Annotated in this window: 24 protein-coding genes and 1 pseudogene; 12 read left to right on the top strand and 13 right to left on the bottom strand. The window is 33.9% G+C overall.

From position 1 onward, the window contains the following. The 8 genes and pseudogenes from FVB9532_RS19530 to FVB9532_RS13495 form a co-directional block, all read left to right on the top strand. Positions 1-339, top strand: a pseudogene (locus FVB9532_RS19530) (hypothetical protein); the annotation flags it as partial. A 66-nt stretch (positions 340-405) separates the two neighbouring features. Continuing rightward, a complete protein-coding gene (locus tag FVB9532_RS13525) occupies positions 406-1,548 on the top strand; it encodes a hypothetical protein (protein WP_150545711.1) in 1,143 nt (380 codons plus the stop codon). A 21-nt stretch (positions 1,549-1,569) separates the two neighbouring features. Continuing rightward, entirely contained in the window at positions 1,570-2,733 is a 1,164-nt protein-coding gene (locus tag FVB9532_RS13520; RefSeq protein WP_150545710.1) for a hypothetical protein, read from the top strand. A 150-nt stretch (positions 2,734-2,883) separates the two neighbouring features. Beyond that, the gene (locus tag FVB9532_RS13515) at positions 2,884-3,615 is read left to right on the top strand and encodes a hypothetical protein (protein WP_150545709.1); all 732 of its coding nucleotides are present in this window, start codon (positions 2,884-2,886) and stop codon (positions 3,613-3,615) included. Positions 3,616-3,686: 71 nt separating this feature from the next. Further along, positions 3,687-4,604, top strand: coding sequence for an AraC family transcriptional regulator (locus FVB9532_RS13510; RefSeq protein ID WP_150545708.1), 918 nt, complete (start codon positions 3,687-3,689; stop codon positions 4,602-4,604). A 259-nt stretch (positions 4,605-4,863) separates the two neighbouring features. Continuing rightward, positions 4,864-5,442 carry a DUF1287 domain-containing protein gene (locus tag FVB9532_RS13505; protein ID WP_150545707.1) on the top strand — a complete coding sequence of 193 codons (579 nt, stop codon included), beginning with the start codon at positions 4,864-4,866 and terminating at the stop codon, positions 5,440-5,442. Positions 5,443-5,557: 115 nt separating this feature from the next. Continuing rightward, positions 5,558-5,992, top strand: coding sequence for a hypothetical protein (locus tag FVB9532_RS13500; RefSeq protein ID WP_150545706.1), 435 nt, complete (start codon positions 5,558-5,560; stop codon positions 5,990-5,992). Positions 5,993-5,997: 5 nt separating this feature from the next. Further along, the gene (locus tag FVB9532_RS13495; RefSeq protein WP_150545705.1) at positions 5,998-6,567 is read left to right on the top strand and encodes a hypothetical protein; all 570 of its coding nucleotides are present in this window, start codon (positions 5,998-6,000) and stop codon (positions 6,565-6,567) included. Between the two features lie 117 nt (positions 6,568-6,684). Here the strand turns inward: FVB9532_RS13495 and FVB9532_RS13490 are convergent, their stop codons facing one another. From FVB9532_RS13490 to FVB9532_RS13470, 5 genes are all read right to left on the bottom strand, one after another. Then, positions 6,685-8,166: a TolC family protein gene (locus FVB9532_RS13490; RefSeq protein ID WP_394349664.1), complete on the bottom strand. Its 1,482-nt coding sequence runs from the start codon at positions 8,164-8,166 to the stop codon at positions 6,685-6,687. Next, the gene (locus FVB9532_RS13485; RefSeq protein ID WP_150545703.1) at positions 8,159-11,326 is read right to left on the bottom strand and encodes an efflux RND transporter permease subunit; all 3,168 of its coding nucleotides are present in this window, start codon (positions 11,324-11,326) and stop codon (positions 8,159-8,161) included. Before FVB9532_RS13485 ends, FVB9532_RS13490 begins: the two co-directional genes overlap by 8 nt. Before the next feature lie 24 nt (positions 11,327-11,350). Further along, positions 11,351-12,430, bottom strand: a complete 1,080-nt coding sequence (locus FVB9532_RS13480; protein ID WP_150545718.1) for an efflux RND transporter periplasmic adaptor subunit — start codon at positions 12,428-12,430, stop codon at positions 11,351-11,353. Positions 12,431-12,579: 149 nt separating this feature from the next. Continuing rightward, entirely contained in the window at positions 12,580-13,008 is a 429-nt protein-coding gene (locus FVB9532_RS13475; protein WP_150545702.1) for a hypothetical protein, read from the bottom strand. 138 nt (positions 13,009-13,146) lie between these two features. Next, complete coding sequence (locus FVB9532_RS13470; protein ID WP_194716553.1) at positions 13,147-13,725, bottom strand: T9SS type A sorting domain-containing protein; 579 nt, start codon at positions 13,723-13,725, stop codon at positions 13,147-13,149. Positions 13,726-13,953: 228 nt separating this feature from the next. On the opposite strand from FVB9532_RS13470, the gene FVB9532_RS13465 reads away from it, so the two are divergent. Then, positions 13,954-14,838 (top strand): AraC family transcriptional regulator, encoded by an 885-nt coding sequence (locus FVB9532_RS13465; RefSeq protein ID WP_150545700.1) that lies wholly within the window; start codon positions 13,954-13,956, stop codon positions 14,836-14,838. A 262-nt stretch (positions 14,839-15,100) separates the two neighbouring features. Here FVB9532_RS13465 and yaaA read toward each other — a convergent pair whose 3' ends face one another. The 4 genes from yaaA to FVB9532_RS13445 form a co-directional block, all read right to left on the bottom strand. After that, positions 15,101-15,862 (bottom strand): peroxide stress protein YaaA, encoded by a 762-nt coding sequence (gene yaaA / locus FVB9532_RS13460; RefSeq protein ID WP_150545699.1) that lies wholly within the window; start codon positions 15,860-15,862, stop codon positions 15,101-15,103. A 149-nt stretch (positions 15,863-16,011) separates the two neighbouring features. Next, positions 16,012-16,644 carry a T9SS type A sorting domain-containing protein gene (locus FVB9532_RS13455; protein WP_150545698.1) on the bottom strand — a complete coding sequence of 211 codons (633 nt, stop codon included), beginning with the start codon at positions 16,642-16,644 and terminating at the stop codon, positions 16,012-16,014. Between the two features lie 238 nt (positions 16,645-16,882). Further along, positions 16,883-17,923 carry an RluA family pseudouridine synthase gene (locus tag FVB9532_RS13450; RefSeq protein ID WP_150545697.1) on the bottom strand — a complete coding sequence of 347 codons (1,041 nt, stop codon included), beginning with the start codon at positions 17,921-17,923 and terminating at the stop codon, positions 16,883-16,885. Positions 17,924-17,929: 6 nt separating this feature from the next. Continuing rightward, positions 17,930-18,409 carry a PASTA domain-containing protein gene (locus FVB9532_RS13445; RefSeq protein WP_317132292.1) on the bottom strand — a complete coding sequence of 160 codons (480 nt, stop codon included), beginning with the start codon at positions 18,407-18,409 and terminating at the stop codon, positions 17,930-17,932. Between the two features lie 182 nt (positions 18,410-18,591). Between FVB9532_RS13445 and FVB9532_RS13440 the strand changes: the two genes are divergently transcribed. Next, positions 18,592-19,566 carry a D-alanine--D-alanine ligase gene (locus tag FVB9532_RS13440; protein WP_150545695.1) on the top strand — a complete coding sequence of 325 codons (975 nt, stop codon included), beginning with the start codon at positions 18,592-18,594 and terminating at the stop codon, positions 19,564-19,566. Positions 19,567-19,597: 31 nt separating this feature from the next. Further along, complete coding sequence (coaD, locus tag FVB9532_RS13435; protein WP_150545694.1) at positions 19,598-20,050, top strand: pantetheine-phosphate adenylyltransferase; 453 nt, start codon at positions 19,598-19,600, stop codon at positions 20,048-20,050. A gap of 165 nt (positions 20,051-20,215) precedes the next feature. On the opposite strand, the gene FVB9532_RS13430 is transcribed toward coaD, so the two are convergent. The 3 genes from FVB9532_RS13430 to FVB9532_RS13420 all read right to left on the bottom strand — a co-directional run bounded on the left by FVB9532_RS13430 (position 20,216) and on the right by FVB9532_RS13420 (position 21,995). Further along, positions 20,216-20,734 carry a hypothetical protein gene (locus tag FVB9532_RS13430; protein WP_150545693.1) on the bottom strand — a complete coding sequence of 173 codons (519 nt, stop codon included), beginning with the start codon at positions 20,732-20,734 and terminating at the stop codon, positions 20,216-20,218. A 22-nt stretch (positions 20,735-20,756) separates the two neighbouring features. Then, positions 20,757-21,362: a hypothetical protein gene (locus FVB9532_RS13425; protein ID WP_150545692.1), complete on the bottom strand. Its 606-nt coding sequence runs from the start codon at positions 21,360-21,362 to the stop codon at positions 20,757-20,759. 69 nt (positions 21,363-21,431) lie between these two features. Then, positions 21,432-21,995: a hypothetical protein gene (locus FVB9532_RS13420; RefSeq protein ID WP_150545691.1), complete on the bottom strand. Its 564-nt coding sequence runs from the start codon at positions 21,993-21,995 to the stop codon at positions 21,432-21,434. Positions 21,996-22,226: 231 nt separating this feature from the next. Between FVB9532_RS13420 and FVB9532_RS13415 the strand changes: the two genes are divergently transcribed. After that, a complete protein-coding gene (locus FVB9532_RS13415; protein WP_150545690.1) occupies positions 22,227-22,877 on the top strand; it encodes a DUF2459 domain-containing protein in 651 nt (216 codons plus the stop codon). 82 nt (positions 22,878-22,959) lie between these two features. On the opposite strand, the gene FVB9532_RS13410 is transcribed toward FVB9532_RS13415, so the two are convergent. Then, entirely contained in the window at positions 22,960-25,053 is a 2,094-nt protein-coding gene (locus FVB9532_RS13410; protein ID WP_150545689.1) for a TonB-dependent receptor family protein, read from the bottom strand. Between the last annotated feature and the right edge of the window lie 6 nt (positions 25,054-25,059).

Genomic DNA, 25,059 nt, shown 5'->3' with positions numbered 1-25,059 from the left:
CCTAGCCTTAAAGAAGTAGAAAATCACATTCAACAAAAAGGGCATTTAAAAGATATCCCCAGCGCTAAAGAAGTAAAAGAAAACGGAATTTTTCTAGGGGAAATGGATGCCAAATTATTACAGAAAATTGAAGAGCTAACGCTATATACTATTCAGCAGCAAAAAGAAATTGAAGAGTTAACCTTATATACTAGCCAACAAAAAAAAGAAATCGAAGAGTTAGACCAGATAAAATCAAAAGTTGAAAAACTAGAAAAAGAAAATGAATCCCTAAAGTTTATCAACTCAAAACTTCTTGAGTTACAAAAAAGAATGCAAAAATTAGAAAACAAAAACTAATCTAAATTATTAGATTCCTATCTATTCTAAAATCTGGTATTTTTTAAATAATTTAATTCTTTAAAAATGAAAAATATTTATTTATTACTCATCGTTTACCTTATCACTCAAACAGCATATTCACAAACAACAGAACAAAGATACTTCTCTAAAAGTTTAAGTGTTAATGTGAATACACCGGCAGAACTAACAGATGATAATGGACAATCTCTAAACATTAATAATATATACAGAGTACATCTAGTCACCCGGAATACTGGAACAGATACGGGAGCTGAATATTTAGTTTGGTATAATGACAATTCTTCTATTTGGAGATACCGTGCAGTTAACATTAGTGGAGATACATCAAATCATCCTATCCTATTTATTGATAATAATGTTGTAAAAATAAAAACTAATCATCCAAACCTATATACTATAAAAGCATTTGTAGAAGAATTAAATACACAAGAAGCTGACGTTTGGCCTAACATTTTTGGTTCTTCCTATCAATGGCAACGAGAAAAAAATAGTTTATTTTATAAAGATGGAAATGTGGGGATAGGAAACTCTAATCCATCTAGAGCCCTAGTTATCAATGGATCTGCTGCAGATAACTTAGTTCTTAAAAGAAATGGAGGAACAGATGCCAACAATACGATTAAATTTGAAAATGAAAATGTCAACATGTATGTGGGGGCAAGTACAAGTAATGATTTTGCAATTGGTTTTCACCCTAACCTAAATTCAAATGCAAAATTTATAATCTCAAGTAATACAGGAAATGTAGGGATAGGTACCACCAACCCTGATATATGGAAATTAGCCGTAAACGGTGAAATAAGAGCAAAAGAAATTAAAGTGGAAACCGGATGGTCAGACTTTGTGTTTGAAAACACTTACCAACTTCCTAGCCTTAAAGAAGTAGAAAATCACATTCAACAAAAAGGACATTTAAAAGATATCCCTAGTGCCAAAGAAGTAGAAGAAAATGGGATTTTTTTAGGGGAAATGGATGCCAAATTATTACAGAAAATTGAAGAGCTAACGCTATATACAATTGCTCAAGAAAAAAAGATTTTATCTTTAGAAAAACAAAACTCGACTATACAAAACCTAGAAAAAGAAATCGAAATTCTTAAAGAGGAAAATAAAGAGATAAAGCAACTCAACAAAAAACTTATAGAACTACAGAATAAATTAGATAGGTTAATACAAGTTAAATAAAAACGATTTTTAAAAAACACCATGAATTACAAAACAAATATTTTAGCCATCATCCTTGTAATTATAGGCCTAAGAGTTCATGCTCAGGATGAAAATATATTAATCGGTATAAATTCACCTGCGTATGGTATAAAAATCAAAACAAATTTTCAAAATACCGGATGGGCTCGATCATTTACTATAGCTAATGAAAATGCAACAGAAGATTTTATTCAGTTTGGAGCAAATGGTCATTCTGATAGTAACGGTATTTCTAGCTTTCGTTATGGTTATATTGGGAGAAAATATAATGATACCTTTATGGTATTTAGACCCAATGGAAATGTAGGTATTGGAACCACTACTCCATCTGAAAAATTACAAATAGCGGAAGGCAACCTAAATATATTTGGATATCATACGTCTAGATATATAAGATTTACAGAAACAAAAGGGAATTACAATGGAGCATTTATTAATTATGATGGTACAAACAACGTTTTAAATATTGGGGTAAATAATGTAATCAGCAATGATCCTAGTAATGACTATAATGCAATAAGTATCGTAAGAAGTACTGGAAATGTGGGGATAGGAAACTCTAATCCATCTAGAGCCTTAGTTATCAATGGTTCTGCGGCAGACAACTTAGTTCTTAAAAGAAATGGAGGAACAGATGCCAACAATACGATTAAGTTTGAAAATGAAAATGTGAACATGTATGCTGGAGCAAGTACAAGTAATGATTTTGCAATTGGTTTTCACCCTAACCTAAATTCAAATGCAAAATTTATAATCTCAAGTAATACAGGAAATGTAGGGATTGGCACCACCAACCCTGGTATATGGAAATTAGCCGTAAACGGTGAAATAAGAGCAAAAGAAATTAAAGTGGAAACCGGCTGGTCAGATTTTGTGTTTGAAAACACTTACCAACTTCCTAGCCTAAAAGAAGTAGAAAATCACATTCAACAAAAAGGACATTTAAAAGATATCCCCAGTGCCAAAGAAGTAGAAGAAAACGGGATTTTTCTAGGAGAAATGGATGCCAAATTATTACAGAAAATTGAAGAGTTAACACTTTATACTATTCAGCAGCAAAAAGAAATTGAAATTCTTAAAGCGGAAAATAAAGAGATAAAGCAACTCAACAAGAAACTTATAGAACTACAGAATAAATTAGATAAGTTAATACAAGTTAAATAAGAACGATTTTTAAAAAACACCATGAATTACAAAACAAATATTTTAGCCATCATCCTTGTAATTATAGGGATAAGAGTTCAGGCTCAGGATGAAAATATATTGATAGATATGGATGCCCCGCCCCTACTTACGGTATAAAAATTAAATCTTATGACGAAAAAAATTTTAATAATAATTCTACTAGTAATATATTCTTGTCATTCAGAAAAGAAAAAAGGAAGAGAAACTTTTGATAACCTAGACACAAAACAAGTTAAAAAAGAATTTAATAATAAGGTAGATTCATCTATTAGTGGTATTCAAAATAATTTAATGAAAGACACTATTCAAGAAAAGTCCTTTTTCAATATTGAATACATCAAGAATAATACATCTAAATTTAAAGATAAAGTAAAAATTGAAGATGATTCTGCAAAAACAACGATCCCTAAAAAATTTTTAGAAAATTATTTTTCAAATAAAGAAATAAAAATAGGATATCCTAAGTTTCTAACCTCATATTACCCTGAATCTTATTTCTTTCAAAATTTTAAAGAATATGAAAATTTCATCCTTTTCACTTTTTCTCATTTTGATGAAAGTTGCTGCCAAAACTTGTATGCTGTGACTAGTAAAAAAGACTCGATTAATGTTATGAATATAGGTTTAATAAGTTATATGGGAGCTGATGGCGGATGGATTGGTGAGAAATATGGGGAATGGGAAAATGATTCTATCATAAAAACCATAACTTATTCTGAATATGACGAAGACTTTATTGAAGATAACAACAATACAAAAATTGATACTACCTGGTCTGTGATAAAAATTGATAAAAATGGTATCATCACAGAAAAAATAATCGATAGCGTAAATTATATTGGAAACAAAAAAATTGAATAATAATTTCCAAAAACCAATATAAAAAACTAAAAACAAGAAATTTAATTCAGTGAAAGTACATCACATAAAAAATGCCCCTAACCGATAAAGAAATACAAGCTGATTATAGCAACCGGATCAATCGGGTTTTTGAATATATTGACCATAACTTATCGAGCAAGCTCTCCCTAAACACCCTTGCTGAAATAGCCTTTTTCTCCCCTTTTCACTTTCATCGAATTTTTAAATTTGTGACCGGAGAAACACTAAACGAATACGTTACCCGAAGAAGAATTGAAAAATCGGCTTTAGACTTATTGCACAAAAATAGTACGACCACCGAAATAGCACACCAACTGGGATTTAGTGATAATTCTTCCTTTTCACGAGCCTTTAAAAAATACTACGGCATAAGTCCTACCGAATTCAAAAAACAGAATCCGCATAGACATCGCAAGATCCGTCAACTAGAAAGCAAGAACGGACAAGCCTATCCTGACTACGACCAATACATTTGCATCCTTAGTCATCTAAAAAATTGGATAAACATGAATGCAAAAATTGAAATTACCGAAATGCCTAAAATGAACTTGGCCTATGTATCAAGTTTGGGACCGCAAAACCTAGAAAACACCTATCAAAAATTAATACAATGGGCTACCCCAAAGGCTTTAATGAATGAGGAAACCAAATTAATAACACTTTATCATGATAGTTTTAAAGTAACCCAAGCCAACAAAGTGAGGATGAGCGCTTGTTTGTTAATCGACCAACCGGTCGAAGTAAGCGGGGAAATTGGACTTACTTCTATAGAAGCCGGAAAATTCATCAAAGGAAGCTTTAAAATTGGTGTTGATGAATTTGAAAAATCGTGGACAGGATTATTTCTTTGGATGAATGAAAACGGCTATCAAAAAGCTGATCGGAATCCGTTTGAAATTTACCATAACAATTACCAAGAACACCCGGAAAAAAAGGCGATAGTTGATTTTTATATTCCCATTGAATAATTTTTTTTAAAATATCCAATACTAGTAATCATTTAGATTTTCGTCATTCCGGGCCTGACCCGGAATTTCATCCTTAATTGAAAATCAAAATTTGAGGATAACTCCTGAAGTCAAAGAACTGAGTGTGACCTTATGGATTGTATTTATAAAAAACAGCAACGCTATTTAGGCAAAGAATGATGAGAGAAACAATAAGAAGTTAAATTCAGTTCTTTTTTATATCTTTCTATTTCAACTATTAATAAACCATAGCCACTCCGTGAAAAATGTGATTCTATTTCTATGCTTAAGTATCCACATCCTTTGTTCTTCACAAACGGAAGTTCAGCAAAAAAGTTTAGCTGAAGCCGCCTTAGAACTAACCAAACAGGAGGTAACGTATGATCCAAGTTATTTTTCGATAGATTACCCCAACGGAGATGTTCCTGTCGATAAAGGTGTTTGTACCGATGTGGTCATCCGAGCTTACCGAAAAACAGGAATTGATCTACAACAATTGGTGCATGAGGATATGAAAGCACATTTCCATCAATACCCTAACCATTGGGGCTTAACTACGACCGACAAAAATATAGACCACCGACGAGTTCCTAATTTAATGACCTTCTTTTCGAGAAAAGGAGCTGAACAAGCCATTACCCAAAATCCAAATGATTACCTACCCGGCGACGTCGTAGCGTGGAGTTTAGGCGGAGGATTAACCCATATTGGAATAGTGGTAAACAAAAAGTCTAGGGACGGCAAAAGAAATTTAATCGTTCATAATATAGGCAACGGACAGGTACTAGAAGACTGCCTATTTACTTATAAAATTATAGGGCATTATCGATATAGATAGAATACTTATCAAGTTATTTATTGGCACTGTATTTTATAAAATTTCATGAATGAGGAAAACCATAAATAATAATAAACTGGTTTTTATACTTTGCGCTTAGATAGACTAGGAGCAAATGAAAAAACAGTTAATTTCCAGTAGTATTTTGACTTTACTTTGTGGAGGACTTATTTATATGTTGTTCCGCTCCACCACTCTCAAGATGTTCAGTTGGTATGAAATCATCGGCTTAGGTGGTATAACAAATTTCTTAAGAGCTAATACTTTTCAATATTCAAATCAAATTCCTGAATGGGTTTTATTCTCTTTGCCAGATGGACTTTGGATTTTTTCTTATGTAAGTTTAATGTTTGCTATATGGCAAAATTCTGTATCTAATAAAAATATTTTTTGGTTTTTAATAATACCAATATTAGCTATCGGTTCAGAAATAGGACAACTTTTTGGTCTCATTAACGGTACGTTTGATTTTAAAGATTTGCTACTCTATATCGTGGGAATGACTTTACCATTCATATTATTCAAAAAATCTATTAATCTTAAATTATAATTCAAATGAAAAGAAATTTACAACATCTTATTTCTGCTTCAGCATTAGCTTTATTCATTTTTATCGCTTTTGGTAGCGATGACGAAGAAAATGATTCAACTTCAAGTACTACAATTACAAATAAAGATTCTGGCTCAAAAACAGAGAAAACCACCAACTGGAAGTATACAGAAGATATTGATGAAATGGATAATACTAAACGAACTATTGCAGCTTTAGATTCTGATAATTCAATTAAATTTGATTTTCCTTATGGAAACTCTAACTTCACATTAATAATTAGGAATTGGGATGGTAAAACAGATATTTATTTATCCTGTTCAAAATGCCAATTCATATCAGGTTTTTCTGGGAATAAAACTTACCGTGTCAAGTTTGATAATGAAGCCCCTATAAATGTTTCTGCAAATCATTCCTCATCTGGAAGCTCTGATGTAGTTTTTCTTGGAAGTGAATCAAAAATCATTTCTAAATTAAAAAATTCTGAAAGGTTAATTATTGAAGCTGAATTTTATGATTTAGGAAGAGAAACCATTACTTTTTCTACAAAAGGATTTAAGTGGGACAATAAATAACAAAATTCATTCAAGATTCCTCTCTAAAAAACAACCCCTATTTTTAGAAATTCTAAAAACAGGGGTTACCAAAGTCACTCTAAAGTGAAAAAACAAACTATAAACAATGAAAAAACGTTAATTCCAACCGCCGCCTAAAGCTTGGTACATATTGACCAAGGCATTCATTTGCTCTTTTTTAGTTTCGATTAACTCAAATTTAGATTCTAAGGCATCACGTTGGGTGAGCAATACTTCCATATAATCGGCACGGGCATTTTTAAACAAATCATTCGAAATATCGATAGATTTGGTCAAAGCCGCTACTTGATTGGCAATTAGATCGTAACTACTTCCTAAATTATCAATTTTAGAAACTTGATTGGCCACTTCTATATAAGCATTCAACACGGTACGTTCATAATTGTAAACCGCTTGAATCTGCATGGCATTAGCACTTTGGTAATCGGCTTTTATCGCATTCCTGTTAATCAAAGGCGCAGTTATATCACCTGCCAAACTATACAACAAGGATTGCGGCGTTTTTAATAAATACTTAGGATTAAATGCTTGATAGCCTAAACTTGCTGAAATTCCCAAAGAAGGATAAAACCTTGCTTTTGCTACCTGAATATCAAGTTCGGCTGCTTTTAAATCAAGTTCGGCTTGTTTCACATCAGGACGGTTTTCCAACAATTGCGAAGGAATTCCTGCCTTTATATGGGTAGGTATTAAATCTACAAAAGCTTCCGCATTTCTTTCAATGGGTTGTGGATACCTACCAATCAAGAAATTAATTCGGTTTTCGGTTTCCACAATTTGCTGCTTAAATTTAAATTGAAGACTACGGGTTTTAAAAACTTCTGCCTCAAACTTCTTCACAGCCAATTCCGTTACACGAGCAGCTTGCTTTTGTAAACGTACAATCTTTAAGGCATTGCTTTGTATATCAATATTTCGCTCTACAATGGCTAATTGATTATCCAATGCCAATAATTCGTAATAAGAATTAGCAATTTCAGCAATCAAATTAGTTACCATAAAGTTTTTCCCTTCTACGGAAGATAAATACCGAAGTACAGAAGCTTTTTTAGCATTATGCAATTTCCCCCAAATATCGACTTCCCAAGTGGCATAAGCGCCAATCATATAATCAGGTAAGGGTTCAGGAAAAGCTTCCTCTTCACGGATATTCAAATTCTCTTCTACAGCTCCATCACGGGTATATTCCGCAGCCTTATCCAAGCCGGCTCCGGCCCTTAATCCCAAATAAGGAAGGTACTCCCCTTTTCGAGCTTGGATTTCATTTTGAGAAATCATGATTTCCTGTAACGTGATGTTCAATTCTTGGTTGTTTTCCAATCCAATTTCAATAAGCTTGTTTAAATAAGGATCGGTAAAAAACTCTTTCCAATTCACCTGAGCACTATTGATGGTATCTTGCACCGCTTCATTTGCATATTCCGGTGAGTTGAGGGTATCCTGCGAATTATGATAATTCGCAGGAACAGACGCATCTGCTGTTTTCTCAACCAAGGAAGGTACACATGCCGTAAACATTAATACGATAAAGCTTACTGCAATACTGTTGAATATTCTACTGTTTTTAGTTCTATTCATCATAATAATCGAAATCTTCGGTTAATGGATTCTCATCCTCGTATTTTATTAATGATTTACCTTCGGCCAAGCTTCCAAAAATATAGTACAATCCGGGAACGATAATTACCCCGAAAATGGTACCAAACAACATCCCTCCTAAGGCAGAAGCTCCTAAAGTTCTATTTCCTACAGCTCCGGCTCCGGTAGCAATAATCAACGGAATTAACCCAGCAATAAAAGCAAACGAAGTCATTAAAATAGGTCGAAAACGTACTTTAGCACCTTCAATGGCCGCTTGCAACACGCTAAGTCCTTCTCGGTGTTTGATAACCGCAAACTCTACGATTAACACCGCATTCTTCCCTAACAGTCCCACCAGCATGATAAGACCGATTTGCGCATAAATATCATTTTGAAGTCCCATTAATTTCAGCAGCATAAACGAGCCGAAAACCCCAACCGGTAACGAGAAAATCACCGTTAATGGAATAATGAAACTTTCGTATTGGGCAGCTAACACGAAGTACACAAATACCAATACAATAATGAAAATATAAATAGACTCGTTACCACGTTGAGCTTCATCGTAAGAAAGTCCTTCCCAAGCAATATCGTAGTTTTTAGGTAAGGTTTCTTTGGCTACTTCCCGAATCGCTTCAATCGCATCTGCCGTGGTATAACCATCTGCCGGTAAACCACGAATGGCTGCAGAATTGTACATATTGAAACGGGTAATCTCGTTAGGTCCTTGCATTTTTTTCAACTTCATAAATGCGGAATAAGGCACCATTTCACCGTGATCATTTTTCACGTACATATTCAATACATCAGAAGGCAATCTTCTAAATTTAGGATCAGATTGTACATATACTTTGAAGAAGCGGTTGAATTTAATAAAACCTTGTTCATAGGTACTACCAATAAGAATGTCCAGGTTCTCCATCGCATCGCCAATGGAAACACCTTTTTGCATCGCCAATTCGTTATTGAATTCTAATTCGTATTGCGGGTAGTTGGCGGCAAAGAACGTAAACAAACCTTTAAGTTCAGGACGTTTTCTCAGGTTCTCCATAAACTCTTGATTAATCTTATCAAAATCTTGATAATCGGTCTCTGTATTTTCGTCCAATAAACGCATGGAGAAACCACCGGAAGACCCAAATCCAGGAATGGCAGGCGGTTCAAAAAACTCAATCACCGCACCGAGGTCTTTTGATTTTTCTTCCAGTTCTTCCATAATTTCTTTCACTGTATGATGTCTTTCTGACCAAGTTTTAAGGTTAATTAGACACGTACCTGCGTTAGATCCCCGACCTTCGGTCATAATCTCATAACCTGCTAAAGAGGAAACCGATTCTATCCCTTCTACTTCTTCACAAATAGCTTGTAGTTTTCGGGAAACTTCATTGGTTCTTTCTAAGGTTGCTCCGGGAGGTGTTTGAATAATCGCATAGATGGTACCTTGATCTTCACTAGGCACAAAACCAGAAGGTAGTACTTGGTTTTCCAAATAAATTCCGGCACAGAAAGCAATTAAAATTCCGAAAGTAAGCCACTTTCTACTCACCATTCTTTTTAAAATACCTACATATTTTCCGGTGAGTTTATCGAAGCCACTATTGAATTTATCCAATCCTTTGGTTAAGAAATTCTTCTTTTCCTCTTTTCCATGGTGATTTTTCAACAGCATCGCACACAATACCGGCGTAAGGGTCAAGGCTATAATCGCTGAAATAACAATCGCACTTGCCATCGTGATGGAGAACTGCCTATAGAATGTCCCTACTGGACCTGTCATAAATGAAATAGGTAAGAATACCGAAACCATGACCATGGTAATAGCGATAATCGCACCTCCTATTTCACTCATTACTTTTTTCACGGCGAGGTAAGGGGATATATTCGGATGTTCGTCAAACTTGGCGTGGACCGCTTCCACAACGACTATCGCATCATCGACCACAATACCAATCGCTAATACTAAAGCAAATAAGGTCACCAGGTTAATGGAAATCCCGAAGAATTGGATCACGAAAAATGCTCCTACCAAGGATACAGGTACAGCCAAAATAGGAATTAAGGTGGAACGCCAATCGCCCAAGAAAATAAACACCACAATTGCTACTAAAAAGAACGCGTCTCGAAGCGTATGCACTACTTGCTCAATGGATGCATCTAAGAATTGTGATACATCGTAACTAAGCTTATAATCCATTCCCGGAGGAAAGTCTTGCTTCATATCTTCCAGCTCTGCTTTTACTTTTTCAATAACATCACTGGCGTTACTTCCATAACTTTGTTTAAGGACAATAGCTGCGGAAGGATGTCCATCGAGGTTAGAGTAAATATCAAAAAACTCACTTCCCAGTTCTACCCGACCGATGTCTTTTAAGTGTAAGCTTTCACCATCCGGATTCGCCCGAATAATTATATTTTCGTATTGTTCAGGTTCGTTATACCTTCCCTTATAGGTAAGCACGTATTCTAAGGATTGTGCCGTTATCCCAGAACTTCTTCCTAAACGTCCCGGTCTCCCCACGATACTTTGCTCTTTCATCGCTTCCATGACCTCGTCTACAGAAACATCATAAGCCCGCATTCTATCTGGGTTTAACCAAACCCTCATCGCATACCTACGGCTTCCCAAAATTTGCGATCGGGCAATCCCTTTAATCCGGTTGATTTCTGGGATCATTTTTACGTTGGCATAGTTGTAGAGGAATTTTTCATCCATATTTTCATTTTTCGAATAGAGGTTAACATACATTAACATACTCGGCTGGATGGGAGTAATAACTACCCCTTCCCGTTGTACCAACTCCGGCAGCAAGGGCATCACTTGGTCTACCCTTGTTTTCACCCGGACGACGGCATCATTGGGATCGGTTCCCGGTTCAAAAATCACTCTCAATGTGGCTTCACCGGCACTAGTGGCATCGGTCGCCAAATACCTCATCCCCTGTACTCCGTTAATAGAGTTTTCCAAGGTAATTAAGGTAGATTTTACCAATACGTCGGCACTTGCTCCGGGATAGGCTACGAATATATTTACCGTAGTAGGAGCAATTTGCGGAAACTGGGATATTGGCAGTTGCTTAATGGCTAATGAACCTATAAACACTATAATTATGGAAATAACTATAGCAAATACAGGTCTATGTATAAATCGTTTAAACATTATTTTTTAGATTTTGCTATTGAATTATTCTGCGTATAATTCTAAGTGATTAATGACTTCATTGGGATCTTCAAACTCGTATTCGATCTCATCGCCATTACGTACTTTTCTAATTCCCTCTAGAAGAATTTTATCGTTTACCGTTAAGCCATCACTCACCACGTAAATATGCGGAAGTTCAGCTTGAACAGTTATTTCCCGAGGTTCTACTTTATTATCTTCGTTAATTACATAAACGAAATGCTTGCTAAGTACTTCGTAGGTTGCTTTTTGAGGAACCAACAAGGCATTTTTATAAGGAATTTTAGTAAGGATAGTTCCGGTTTCCCCATGTCTTAAAAGACCTTCAGGATTAGGGAAGCTTGCCCGGAAGGCAATATTTCCGGTTTCGTTATTAAACTCACCTTCAATGGTTTCTACAAACCCATGATGGTTATAGATTTTATTATTGGCCATTAATAAGGCAACTTCTTTCTTTTTCTCTGAATTTTTATTGGCTTTGTATTCTAAATATTCAGCTTCAGGGACATTGTAATATACCCACATTTCGCTGTTATCAGATAAAGTGGTAAGTAAATCTCCTTCATCTACCAAGCTTCCCAGTTTTAAGTGAAGTCGGTCAACAATCCCATCGAAAGGAGCGCGAATTGCAGTAAAATCTAAATGCACATTAGCTAATGCTAATTCTGCTTTTGCTTTCTCGTAATGGGCTTTTGCCATGGCGAGTTCGTTAGGAGCTACAACGTTACTATCGGCTAAGACTTTGGTATTTTCGTATTCAATTCTAGCAAAATCTGCTTCTGCCTTTGCTTTTTGTTGCTCTGCTTCGTAAAGCTTGGGCATAATTCTAAACATTAATTGCCCTTTTTTTATAGAATCACCTTCATCGACATAGATATCTTCTAAATATCCTCTCTCTTGGGCTCTAATCTCTATGTTCCTAATCGATTTAACCTGAGCTACATATTCATTGGTAATCAGGGTGTCTTTTCTTACCGGACTTGTAACTAAGTAATTAGAAGCTTCTTTTTCGTGGTGTTTTTTTGATTCACAGCTTGCCAACAAAACTACACACAAGCTCATGGACATGAGAATTTTCCTCATCATGATTTACTTTTTAAAAATTTGTTATTGATAAATAGAAATTTGGATAAAGGGCTAGCAACAAAATCAATTTGATGGCTATAAACCGCTTATTATCCTAAAAATGAAAACGTAAACCTTAAAGAAATAGGCTTACAAAAAGTAAAAAATCATATCCTATATACACAGAATTTGATAAATAGTGGGGTATGATTTGTAAGATGGGTAAATTGTCCAGCAGTAGAGGGACAATTGCTAGTTGGTGTAGTCGTAAAATAGTCTAACAGAAAAGTATACCACAAGGAAGCAAACTCTTGAGGAGAACTATCTGCCGTTTTCTTAGAAGAAGATAAATATTCTTCCAATTCTTCCTCGATAACTCGCTCTTCGTATTCTTTTTTGTGTTTTTCCTGATCTGGAGGAGTAGATTTTAGGTAGTCAATCCCTACTTCTTGGTAAAGTTGGGTTTGCTGTTGAATGCCTTCTAAGTAACATAAAAGCGAGTGTTGGCCATTCTCTTGATGGTTAGCATAAAGATTAGCTAAACCTAACAAAAGAACGCTTAAAGAAAGAAGATATTTAAAAAACGCTTTTATCATTTCGCTTGCAAAATTATAATAGGTAAATTATATAAACAAACTTTTATTCATTTTAATATTTAAAATTCGGAATAAATCCTAAAAAAGCCACATATGAATATGTGGCCTTTTGATGATATAATTTGGGACAATATCGTATTACTTAGTGCTTACCGGTTTGTAGTAAGATCTATCTCCTACAAACATAGCCAACATATAATTTCCTGCGGGTACGCCAGAGAAATCAAAAGTTTTCTTCATCACTAAGTCATTATTTTTTAAAGTAGAAACAATTTCTCCTTTTTCATCATAAACAAAAGCTTTTACAGTTTCTTTATTGGGATTGGTATAAGAAACTTTTAATACGTTATCTGTTTGCTGATAGATAGGCTTAAAAATGATTTGTGAATCTTTTTTCACCTCTACGGTATTTCCGTTTTTAACTACTTCTCTTGCAAAAATGGTATTCATACCTTCTAAGTTTAAGAAGTAAGTTCCGTCAGGTACATACGCTAAGCTTAAACTTTTTTGAAAGTTTGTATTGAGGTTAGTTTCTTTATAAAGTACTTTTCCGTCAACATCTAATAAAGTAAGTAAGTCTCCTTCCTGTACTTCATTTAACTCTACCATTAAGATTTGATTTTTAGCTACAGCTACATTAAAATCTTTGGCGGCTTGCGCATTATATCCTAATACAAGTAATGCTGTAAATACAATTGTTTTTATCATGCTTTTCATCATCTAATAGTTTCTAATGATTAATAATATTTTTCCTTTTCATTTACATTACAAAGATATAGGGAAACCTCCTTGAGTTTTAATGTAGAATATACCTAAATATGTGTTATATTAACCTTTAATCAATGAATTAATGGTAATTTTACATCAATTAAGAACACAATAAGAATAACTCTCTAATTTTATCAAATCATAAAAATTTTTACTGAAAATTGCTAAATTCGAAATATGGCTAAAAAAACAGCAACAAAACCCATTTTAGAAAAGGTAGAACCCATTTTTGGGAGTTCTTTTTCTTACAAGTATTTTAACCAGGATAATCTTAATAAGAGTGAAAACTTTTGGCATTATCATCCTGAATTAGAATTGGTGTATGTGAATAGAGGCTCAGGAAAACGACAAATTGGAAGTCACGTTTCCCACTACCGAAACGGAGATTTACTTCTCATCGGTTCTAATTTACCGCATTGTGGTTTTACCGATAAGATGAATGAAGGTCAACAAGAAACCATTATCCAGTTCTTACCCAATTTTTTAGGGGAAGATTTCCTGAAGCTGCCTGAAATGAGTTCAATTAAAAAATTATTTGAAAAAGCGAATAAAGGAATTGTCTTTCACGGTGGAAATAAACGAACCATCGGCGCTAAAATTGAAGGCCTTCGCTACGAATCCAATTATTTTAAATTGCTGGGCTTATTGGAAATTTTAAAGTTATTGGAAGAAGCAAAAAACTATACGCTTTTAAATGCGGAAGGATTTTTATTGGAAACCAAATTGGAAGATAACGATCGGATAAATACGGTTTTTAATTTTGTAAAGGAAGAGTTTAAACGTCATATTGCATTAGAAGAAATCGCAGAACTGGTTAATATGACGGTGCCGGCATTTTGTAGGTATTTCAAAAAAATTACCGGTAAAACCTTTGTACAGTTTGTTAATGAATATCGGTTAACACACGCTGCCAAACTTCTACATGAAAAACAGATTAGTATTACCGATGTTTGTTATGAAAGCGGGTTTAATAACTTTAGCCATTTCAACAAAAAGTTTAAAAGCCTAACAGGTAAATCTCCTTCTACCTATAGAAATGAATTGAAATATACAGTGGGTTAGTTTATAAAGTTTCTAGAAACATTTTAAAGCATTGAGATTTTCGTCATTCCAAACTTGATTGGGAATCTCATACAGATTTAAAAAACAAAAATTATGAGGATGACCTCCTAAATCAGTTCAGGATGGCAACACCTTTTATAGTATATTTCGGGTAATCATTAAATTTTTAGTGAAATGTCACCAAAGTGGAGGCTTCGATATCAAATCTTTTGCAAAGATTTCACTCAGCCTGCGATATTTTTTAAATTAAATTCAGCCTAATTTACCTAATAAACACAGGTTCGTTTTCTTTTTCAGTGTATTTTTCGCTATAAGCATACCCATCGTAATCAAAGCCTTTCAAATCATCTAGGTTTTTGGCGTTCGTGTCTATGATGTAGCGAGACATCGACCCTCGGGCTTTTTTTGCGTAAAAACTAATGATTTTCAGCTTTCCGTTTTTAAAATCTTTAAATACCGGTGAAATCACCTCAGCTTTCAACTTATCGGTATTTACCGCTTTAAAATATTCGTTACTGGCAAGGTTGATGAACAATTCACCTTCTTCCAATTCATCATTTAAAGCTTGGGTTACTTTTTCTTGCCAAACTTCATAAAGGTTATCATTCTTTTCAATGGAAAGCTTGGTGCCCATTTCTAAACGGTAAGGCTGGATTAAATCTAACGGACGCAAAATACCATACATTCCCGATAGGATTCGTAAGGTATCTTGTAGCAAATCTATTTTATCTTCTTTAATGGTATAAGCATCCAATCCGGTGTATACATCTCCTGCAAATAGATAAGCGACCGGACGGGAATTTTTCTTGTTATGTTCTTCTTGAAACTCTTGGTAACGCGTGTAGTTTAAATCGGCCAACTTATCGCTAATGCTCATCAAATCTGCAATTTCTTGTTTGGACATTCGGGCAAGCTTCCTATTGATTTTCGCTGCTTGTTCCACAAACTTAGGTTGTGTACCACGATGGGTAGGTAATTTACTTTTTTGATCTAAAGATTTTGCTGGAGAGACTACTACTTTCATAGGTACACTATTCTTTTTAATTGAAAACTTTGATTTGCAGGGTAAAAATAAGGCTTCTCTACTACTCTCTCCTCAATTTTTAGAATTTCTTAATAATACCGGAATAGAAAATGGTTATAACAACAAGATTAATCTATAGGTTTTACTGATCACCTAATAACAACTTTATCAACTCGAACACCTAATTCAGATATTAACTTAATTACATAAATTCCTTTTGAAATTTCTGACAAATCAATTTGATTACTAGGTTCAAACTGTTTAATCATTCTACCATTTAAATCAAAAACCTGAATGGCTTTTAAACCCTCACTTTGAATATTTACTAAACCATCACTTGGATTTGGATATATAATAAACTTTTCTTTTTGACTTGTTAAAGTACTTAAAAGAGGACCGTCAACTTGAATGGATTGTTGAGCAGATTCAATTTTCTCTGATCCGTATACAGCTGTTACATACGCTGTGAAATCATCCACACCATTTCCATAAAACAAAAAACTTTCTCCTCCACAGTTAGAACCATAATCTGGATTTACCGGGCTTTCTATATTATAAATTGAAGTTCCTGTAACAAATATGAATAAATCATTTTCCCTATATACATTGTATCCTACAAGATTATCATGCGGTTCTTCTGGTTCTTCCCATGCAAGCGTAAAATAATTATTACCATAATCATAACCATGATACCAACTTAAATTTTGCACTGGATTTATTTGGGCGAACAAAGGAAATGTAGAAACTAAAAATAGAATAAAGGTGACTAATTTTTGTTTCATGAGTCTAATTTTAATTGATTAACAATACATTGCTTTCCAATATAAATATAACGGTTTTTTAGATATTATTTACTAACCTACTTCATTTGTTATTACTCTCTACAAATAAAAAAGCGCAAACTTTTTAGTTTACGCTTTTATAATTATCATATTATAACCAAGATATTGGCTATCAAAAATTAACCTCTTCTTAATTATATTCTACTCTCTACAACCTATCTCCTACTACCTCAACAACCTACAAAACTTCCTTTTGGTTCTTTGCGTAATTCCGCCATTTTTCGATACACTGTTGCATATCTTCCGGAATATCAGAATTAAAACTCATCCATTTCTTCGTGGTAGGATGCTCAAAGCCTAAAGTTTTGGCGTGTAAGGCTTGACGCGGCAATACTTTAAAACAATTATCGACAAATTGCTTGTATTTGGTAAACGAAGTGCCTTTTAAAATTCGCTCTCCACCATAACGCTCGTCATTAAAAAGTGTATGACCAATGTACTTCATATGTACACGGATTTGGTGTGTTCTACCGGTTTCCAATTTACAGGAAACCAACGTCACATACCCAAAACGCTCTAATACTTTAAAATGAGTGACGGCCGGTTTTCCGTTTTCAGCTTCATCTCCTTCATAAACCATGTTCTGCAAACGGTTTTTAGGATTTCTACCAATGTTCCCTTCAATAGTTCCTTCGTCTTCTTCAACATTTCCCCAAACTAAAGCCACGTATTCCCGTTCGCTGGTTTTATGAAAAAACTGCTGGGTAAGATGCGTCATAGCATTTTCAGTCTTCGCTACCACTAATAATCCGCTCGTATCTTTATCGATACGGTGAACCAATCCGGGACGATCACTACTATTATTGGGTAAATTTTCAAAATGATAAACCAAGGCATTGATTAAAGTTCCAGAATAATTTCCGTGCCCTGGATGTACGACCATTCCGGCAGATTTATTCACCACTAATAAAGCATCGTCTTCATAAACAATATCTAAAGGAATATCTTCCGGCGTTAATAAAAATTCATAAGGCGGGTGCTCAAATAATACTTTTACCTCATCACCAGCTTTAACTTTATAGTTTTGTTTTACGGTTTCGCCATTCACAAAAACATTTCCGTTTTTGGCAGCTTGTTGTATTTTATTTCGTGTAGCATTTTCAACAAAATTCATTAAAAATTTATCTACCCGAAGGGGATTTTGTCCTTTTTCAGCTAAAAAACTATAATGCTCGTATAAATCGTCGCTTTCGTAATCTTTGTTTTCTTCTTCCTGCATCACCAATTATCTTTCACTATTATAATTTACCTGTCCGTCACCCAATACCATATCAATGATGGCGGTTTTCTTTAATTTATCACCGGCTTTTAAACGTTTTCCGTTGTGGCTTAATTCTAAAACCGCATTTTCAGCAAAATCAGGTTTATAAGTAATGTCCCCAATTTTAAACCCAAGCGATAACAATTTAGATTCCACTTGACGTTTTGTGATTCTTTCAAATTCAGGAATTTCTAATTTCGGGTAACCGGAAGGATTCAGTTTAATATAAATTTTTCGGTCTTCTTTTACAAATTTTCCAGCTGCGGGAACTTGCTCAATTACTGAAAACCGAGGATAGTCAGGATTATAATTGGCAGAATCCATGATTTTCACGCGCAAATCCAATTCATCCAGTTTTTTCTCAACAATATCAAGTGAAAGTTTAGATAAATCGGGCACTTTGATGCGTTGGTCGTGATTGGTGGTAAAATTTAACCAGCTCATCGTCCCAAAAATCAATGCGACTATTAATATGACTGCAATCCCTAATTGAATAAGAAATGTCTTGCTAAAAATGAATTTGAAAAAGCTCATTATTCTTGAAAATTATTGCACAAAGATATAAAAACACCTGTATTTTTGTGGTAAATAATATACAAACGCAAATAGCCTTTAAAAAGTTTACTATGAAGAAAAAAATTGCCATCGCCATGGGCGGCTATTCTAACGAATATAAAATTTCTTTAAATAGCGGTGAATTGGTTTATAAACATACCAATAGGGATTTATACGAGCCTTACAGGGTTCATATTTTAGAAGAAGGTTGGTTTGTTGTACTGGACGATGGTAAAAAATTCCCGATAGATAAAGCTGATTTTTCAGCAACAATCGAACAGGAAAAAATAACTTTTGATAGTGTTTTCAATATTATTCACGGAACACCAGGGGAAGATGGTATTTTTCAAGGCTATCTAGAAATGTTGAATATTCCGCAAACGGCTTGTGATTATTACCAAGCGGCACTTACTTTTAATAAACGGGATTGCATTAGCATTCTTCGGGCTTACGGCATTAAAACCGCTAAAAATTACTTTTTAAATAAAGGAGATGAAATTAAGGAAGATGAAATTTTAGAGCGTGTGGGCTTGCCATGTTTTGTAAAAGCCAACAAAGCAGGAAGTAGTTTTGGGATTTCTAAAGTGAAAAAGAAAGAGGATTTAATAGCCGCCATCAATTTTTCTTTTGAAGAAGATGAAGAAGTGATTATTGAATCTTTCCTTGATGGAACCGAAGTTTCTGTAGGTGTAATACAGTATAAAGGGGAAATTTTACCGCTTCCGGTGACGGAGATTATTTCTGAAAATGAATTCTTTGATTATGAAGCAAAATATTTAGGCCAATCAAAAGAAATCACACCGGCCAATATTTCTGAAGAAGACCGAATTAAAGTACAAGAGCAAGCGAAACGTATTTTTAAGGTTTTAAAATTGAAAGGACTTACCCGTGCCGAATTTATATTTCACGAAGGCGAACCTCATTTTATTGAGGTAAATACCAATCCCGGTTTAAGTGAAGCGAGTATTTTGCCACAACAGGCCAAAGTCGCCGGTATTAGCCTTACCGATTTGTTCACTAATGTGATTGAAGCTTCGCTTTCTTAAGAAATGCTTATCTTCACTAAAAAATAAGGTTATGAAACGAGCGGTTTTTCCGGGTTCTTTTGATCCCATTACTAACGGACATTATGATATCATAGAACGCGGACTCAAACTTTTTGATGAAATTATCTTGGCTATTGGAGTTAATGCCGATAAAAAATATATGTTTTCTTTGGAGCAGCGTCAGCAATTTATTGAAGAAGCTTTTAAGGATGAACCGAAAATAAAAGTAAAAACCTATGAAGGTTTAACGGTAGATTTCTGCATCAAAGAAAATGCTGATTTTATTTTACGTGGACTTCGAAATCCGGCAGATTTCGAGTTTGAAAAAGCCATTGCCCATACCAACCGAAAATTACAAAAAATTGAAACGGTATTCTTACTAACTTCTAGTGGAAAAAGTTACATCTCCTCTTCTATTGTTCGGGATGTCATTAGAAATAATGGAGATTACACCTTATTGGTTCCTGATGCAGTGAGGGTTTAATAGTGGTTAGTGGTTAGTGGTTAGTGGTTAGTGGTTAGTGGTTAGTGGTTAGTGGTTAGAAAAATAAAGTATATTTTTGTAATTCACTATAAATTCAACTAAATATCACCAGCAACAAGTTCAGGGTGAAAGTATCTTATAACTATTAAACAAACTAAGGTAAGGTTATTTTATATACTTTTCAAGTATATTGAGAGATTCTTCTTTAGTTTGGTTATAATTAGTTTGCTCTAAAACTTCATTATTTTCATTAAATACCATAAAGCTAGAATACCCCATTTCATTTGCGTTACAACTTTCGCAAATACTTTGAATCGTCTTTTTTAAGAACCCTAAGAACGGTTTATCTTTTAAGATATAGAAAGGTTCCACATACCCGTAATAAAAAAGATGATCCTGTAGTTCTTCCTTATTCTTTTCTTTGGTATTTGTTACCACAAACAATTCAAAATTTTCTTTAGGGGCATTTTTATACAATTCATCTAATTCTGGAAAAAAATCTCTACTTGCAGGACAAAATTGATTGAAAATAAAAACAATCTTATAAGGCTTCTGGCTTTCAAAAATATTATTTTTTAACTCATCTAATTTGATAATATTTATATGAGTTTGAAATGATTCACTTTGAGCCTTCATTGGATTATAAAAAGCACATAGCAAAAAAAGAATTAAAAAATACCGCATAATTAATAACTACTATTTTACTCTAACTTCTATTTAGATTTTCTAACACATATTCTCGCCAAGTTTGCGACAATCCCCAATGATCTTGCGGCTCTATGTTTAACAAGATAATTTTAATATTTTCTCCTGCTTTTTTTTGTCGTAAAAGTACGCTATACCATTCATTTAGTAATTTTATAATAATTGGCTTTTGCTCCCCACTTACAAGCATCCAATTAATCACAAATGTATAAGTGTACGAATGTGCATCATTATAAACTTCACCAGACTTATAATGAGCGATTTTCTCTGTCAAAAACTCTATACTTAGTTGATCTTTATCAGGTTTTTTTCTAATTCTTTTAAAATTGCTGAGCTTTCTTTCTGCACTAATGTTATCAATGCTTTCCAAATATTTTCCTTCCTTATTAAACACAAAAATTATTGGAGAAGCAAAAAAGCTAGTTTGAGTATGAGCTTTAAAACTTTCAAAATCTTTAGTGATATAAACATCTTCTGGATGGAATACAAGATTGTTTTTCTGAATATAACTATCTAAAGAATCTGAATTTTTAAAATTATAAACATACTGTGATTGAGAAAAAACAGAAAACGTTAATAAGAAAAACAAATAGGTAATTTTTTTCATTTAATTATTTTAATTTGAAACCGTCTAAGTATTATAAAAATAAATATACTTAGACGGTTAAATTATTTTTTAAAGGCGCACGTAATAGCTATTTACATCTTCAAAACGCTCAAGAGGATATCTTCCTCTTTCTAAAGTAAAGCCTCTTTTAAGCCCCATCTTTTCAGCTATTTCGTCTTCAAATATATAATCTTCTTCCATTACGAAAAAATCTCCTCCTTCTTTTTCTATAAAATCATCTAAAATTTCTGGAGATACTTCTAAAACCAGATTATCGATACCTTCAATATGTTCAATAATGAAATTAGTTTCAAGCGTTGAAGTTTGGTTAGGAGCAGCCGGATCTGGTGGCACATTAACCCATGTTGGATCTCCAATTGGAGTATTAACTTTTATTTTGTCAACACGACAAATTCCCAAACCTCCACAATTTTTTGATGTTCTCCCTATTCTAAGCTTAATGGAACCTCCCCATCCACCACCTCCTAGTGCTATTGTACTTTCAACTGAGGCTTGTGATTGATTAATTTCAGCATTAGATCCCGAGGAAACAATATCATTACTATCATTAGTACAAGAAATCATACTAACTACTAATAGTAACGAAAAAAATAGATTTATTTTATTTTTCATTTTTTAAGTTGAATAAGTTAATAATTAATTACAAATGTCCTTTTCGAAAAGATTACGGATACAAATATAATCTAAAAAAAGGATATGTTTTCTAAAAATTTTTAATTTAAATATTAAATTTTTCATTTATTGCCTTATATTTCTAATTAGATATGACAAAAATTAAACATAACTTATTGACAATACCGTAAGTTAACGGTTATAAATAATTTTTTTATTTTGAATGAAGTAATGAAGCGAGTCTTAAAATTAATCGGGAAAATCATATTGATATTAATTTCCATCCCTCTTTTATATTTCTTGATAGCATTGATTCTCTCCACCATCACCGTAAATCAAAAGCAAGTTTATTCAAAAGAAACCTTTGTTTACTTGAATACGAATGGAGTTCATTTAGATATCATAATCCCTAAAGAAAAAATCAATCCAAGCTTATTAAAAGATTTAGAAGTCAATAAAAATGCTACATACTTTTCATTTGGTTGGGGAGATGAAAATTTCTACCTCAACACTCCACAATGGAAAGATCTCACCTTTAAAAATGCCATCAAGGCTCTATTTCTAAAAAGCTCAACACTCATTCACCTGACTACATATGCTGAAGTACATCCAAATTGGATAAAAATAGAAGTATCACAACAACAACTTTCTACTTTAAATAATTACATCGAGAAAAGTTTTTATAAAAATGCTGAATCTAAAAAAGTAATCTTACCCAATAAAGGATATTCTTATAACGACAATTTCTATAAAGCTACCGGAAATTACACTTGCTTTTTCACTTGCAACACTTGGGTAAATTCAGCTTTTAAAGAAGCTAAGCTAAAAGCTTGTTTATGGACGCCATTTGATTTTGGGTTGATGAATAAGTATTCTAATTGAAAAACGGTTTATTTCATAAAATCATCATGAGCCACTGAAACAGATTCAGGGTAACTTCTGAAAATTATTTTTGATCTAAACCCTAAAACAAATACTTCACTCCCACTCCGCCATAAAAATTACGATCATTTCCGGGATAATAATAACGAGGCTCGCTATTTCCGTAGGCTACTGCATTGGGTAAAATACTTACGGCATAATGTTCGTCAAGTAAATTATTAACGCCAGCATTCAGGGTAATTTTAAAATCTTGAAACATCGTAAAGCCATAAGCTGCTTTTAAATTGATTAATTGGTAGCTATCACTATACAACGAATTGGCATCATTCAACGGAATTGATGAAACAAACAGCGCATTGCTAAAAAAGCTAAAACCACTTTCGGTAATTAAATCGATACCTAAATTTATCTTGTGATCGGGAACACCGGTTAAGTCGTTACCACTATAATTATTACCCTCATCAATAAATTTATCGAACTTATAAAAATTAAAGTTTGCTGAAGCATAGGGTTTTAAAGTTATATCAGCGGAAAGTTGCCAATGGTATTTCAGCATAAATTCCACACCGTTATGGTCGGTTTTGCCGGCATTGGCACCTACATATCGATCTTCTGCTACTCGTTCTGCCACTAATAAATCATTTACTTGGATCGTATATAAGGCAATTTCAGAATATAAATTATTCCCCCAAGTTCCTTTAAAACCAAGCTCATAATTCCAGCCTATTTCAGGTTTCAAATTGGTATTGATTACCCCTTCTGGGGTTAGGGTTTCCTCTACGGTTGGCGTTGAAAAGCCTTTAGAAATATTGACATAAAGATTTTTAGTGGAAGTCAATTCATACAAAGCTGCTACTCTAGGAAACCAAATAGTTTTAAATTGATAATCGCCGGTTTGATCCATATCATCTTGAGCATATAAATCGGTCAATGCATAATTCGTAACATTCATATTGAGTCCGCCGACTAATTTCAACTTTGGAAGAACCTGTAAATTAAGTTGCGCAAAGAGGTTGTAATACTTTCGGTCTTGTTCTATAGTAGCTATTTGACTTCCGCGAACGCTTCCTTGATTGGGAAAATCTTTATATAAATTCTCATAATTGCTCCCGTCATAATTTTCATTTAAATATTCTCCGCCCAAACTGATTTCCGTAGGAAAAGAAAATAATTGAGTGGTATAATTAAAACGTGTTCTCGCTCCAATACCAACACTGTTTTCTTTTAAAATATCAAATGGCCGGGGTTCGTAAGCATCTCTATTGTTGATAAAAACACTGGTGGTATTTTTTAAATTTTCAGAAAAATGCTGGGTGTAAGAAAGCCCCATTAAAAAACGATCGTAAGCTTCATAGCCTTGTGCGGTTTTCCAAGTATAAGCTGCGCGTTCAGGGTTTTCGTTAAAATCTGTTATTCCTACGGAACTGGGAATGTAAGCTTTTAAACGGGTAAAATTTCCGAGAAAACTTAGTGCTGAATTTTCTCCTGAAAATAAAGTTCCGTTGAAATTGAACGACTTCCGATCGTAATCTGAATTTTCACGATAACCTTGACTTTGCAAATGATTATAAGTCGCAAAAAGTGATTTCTTTGTATCAGAATACCCCATACTTGCTGTATTTTTCAACATCTGATAACTTCCAAAACTACTGGAAATTTTAGCGAAAAAGCGTTCTTCTCCCGGCTCATAAGCAAACAAATGTAAAACGCCACCCAAACCGGAACCATACAGACTAGAATTGGGACCTTTTATAATTTCTACACTTTCAATCGCTTCCAAATCGATATCGTTAATTGCGGTTTGACCATCACCGGTAGTAAGCGGAATTTCATTAAAATAGGCTTTTAAGCGATTGGTACCGTATTGTGCTCGGGCGCCCATACCACGAATAGTGATTCGATTGGTATTTAAAGCCCCTTCTTGGGTATAAACTCCCGGAACTCGGTTGAAAGAGGCCGTTAAAAGTGCAGGTGTACTCCGGTTAAGTTCTGTATGATCCAGCAAATTTACTGCTGCAGGGGTTTTCTTTAATTCAGTCTGTATGCCGGTGCCTTTTAATAAAACTTGTGCTAATGCCGTACTATCTAAAACAGGCTCAGGTTGTTTTTCCTGAGCCTGTATAAAACTGGTATAACATATACTTAGCGTGGCTAAGATATAAGTTGAAATTTTCAAAAAAAG

Origin of the sequence: Mesonia oceanica (assembly GCF_902499555.1) — a bacterium.
Classification (GTDB): domain Bacteria; phylum Bacteroidota; class Bacteroidia; order Flavobacteriales; family Flavobacteriaceae; genus Mesonia; species Mesonia oceanica.
This window is presented reverse-complemented; position numbering and strand designations above follow the sequence as displayed.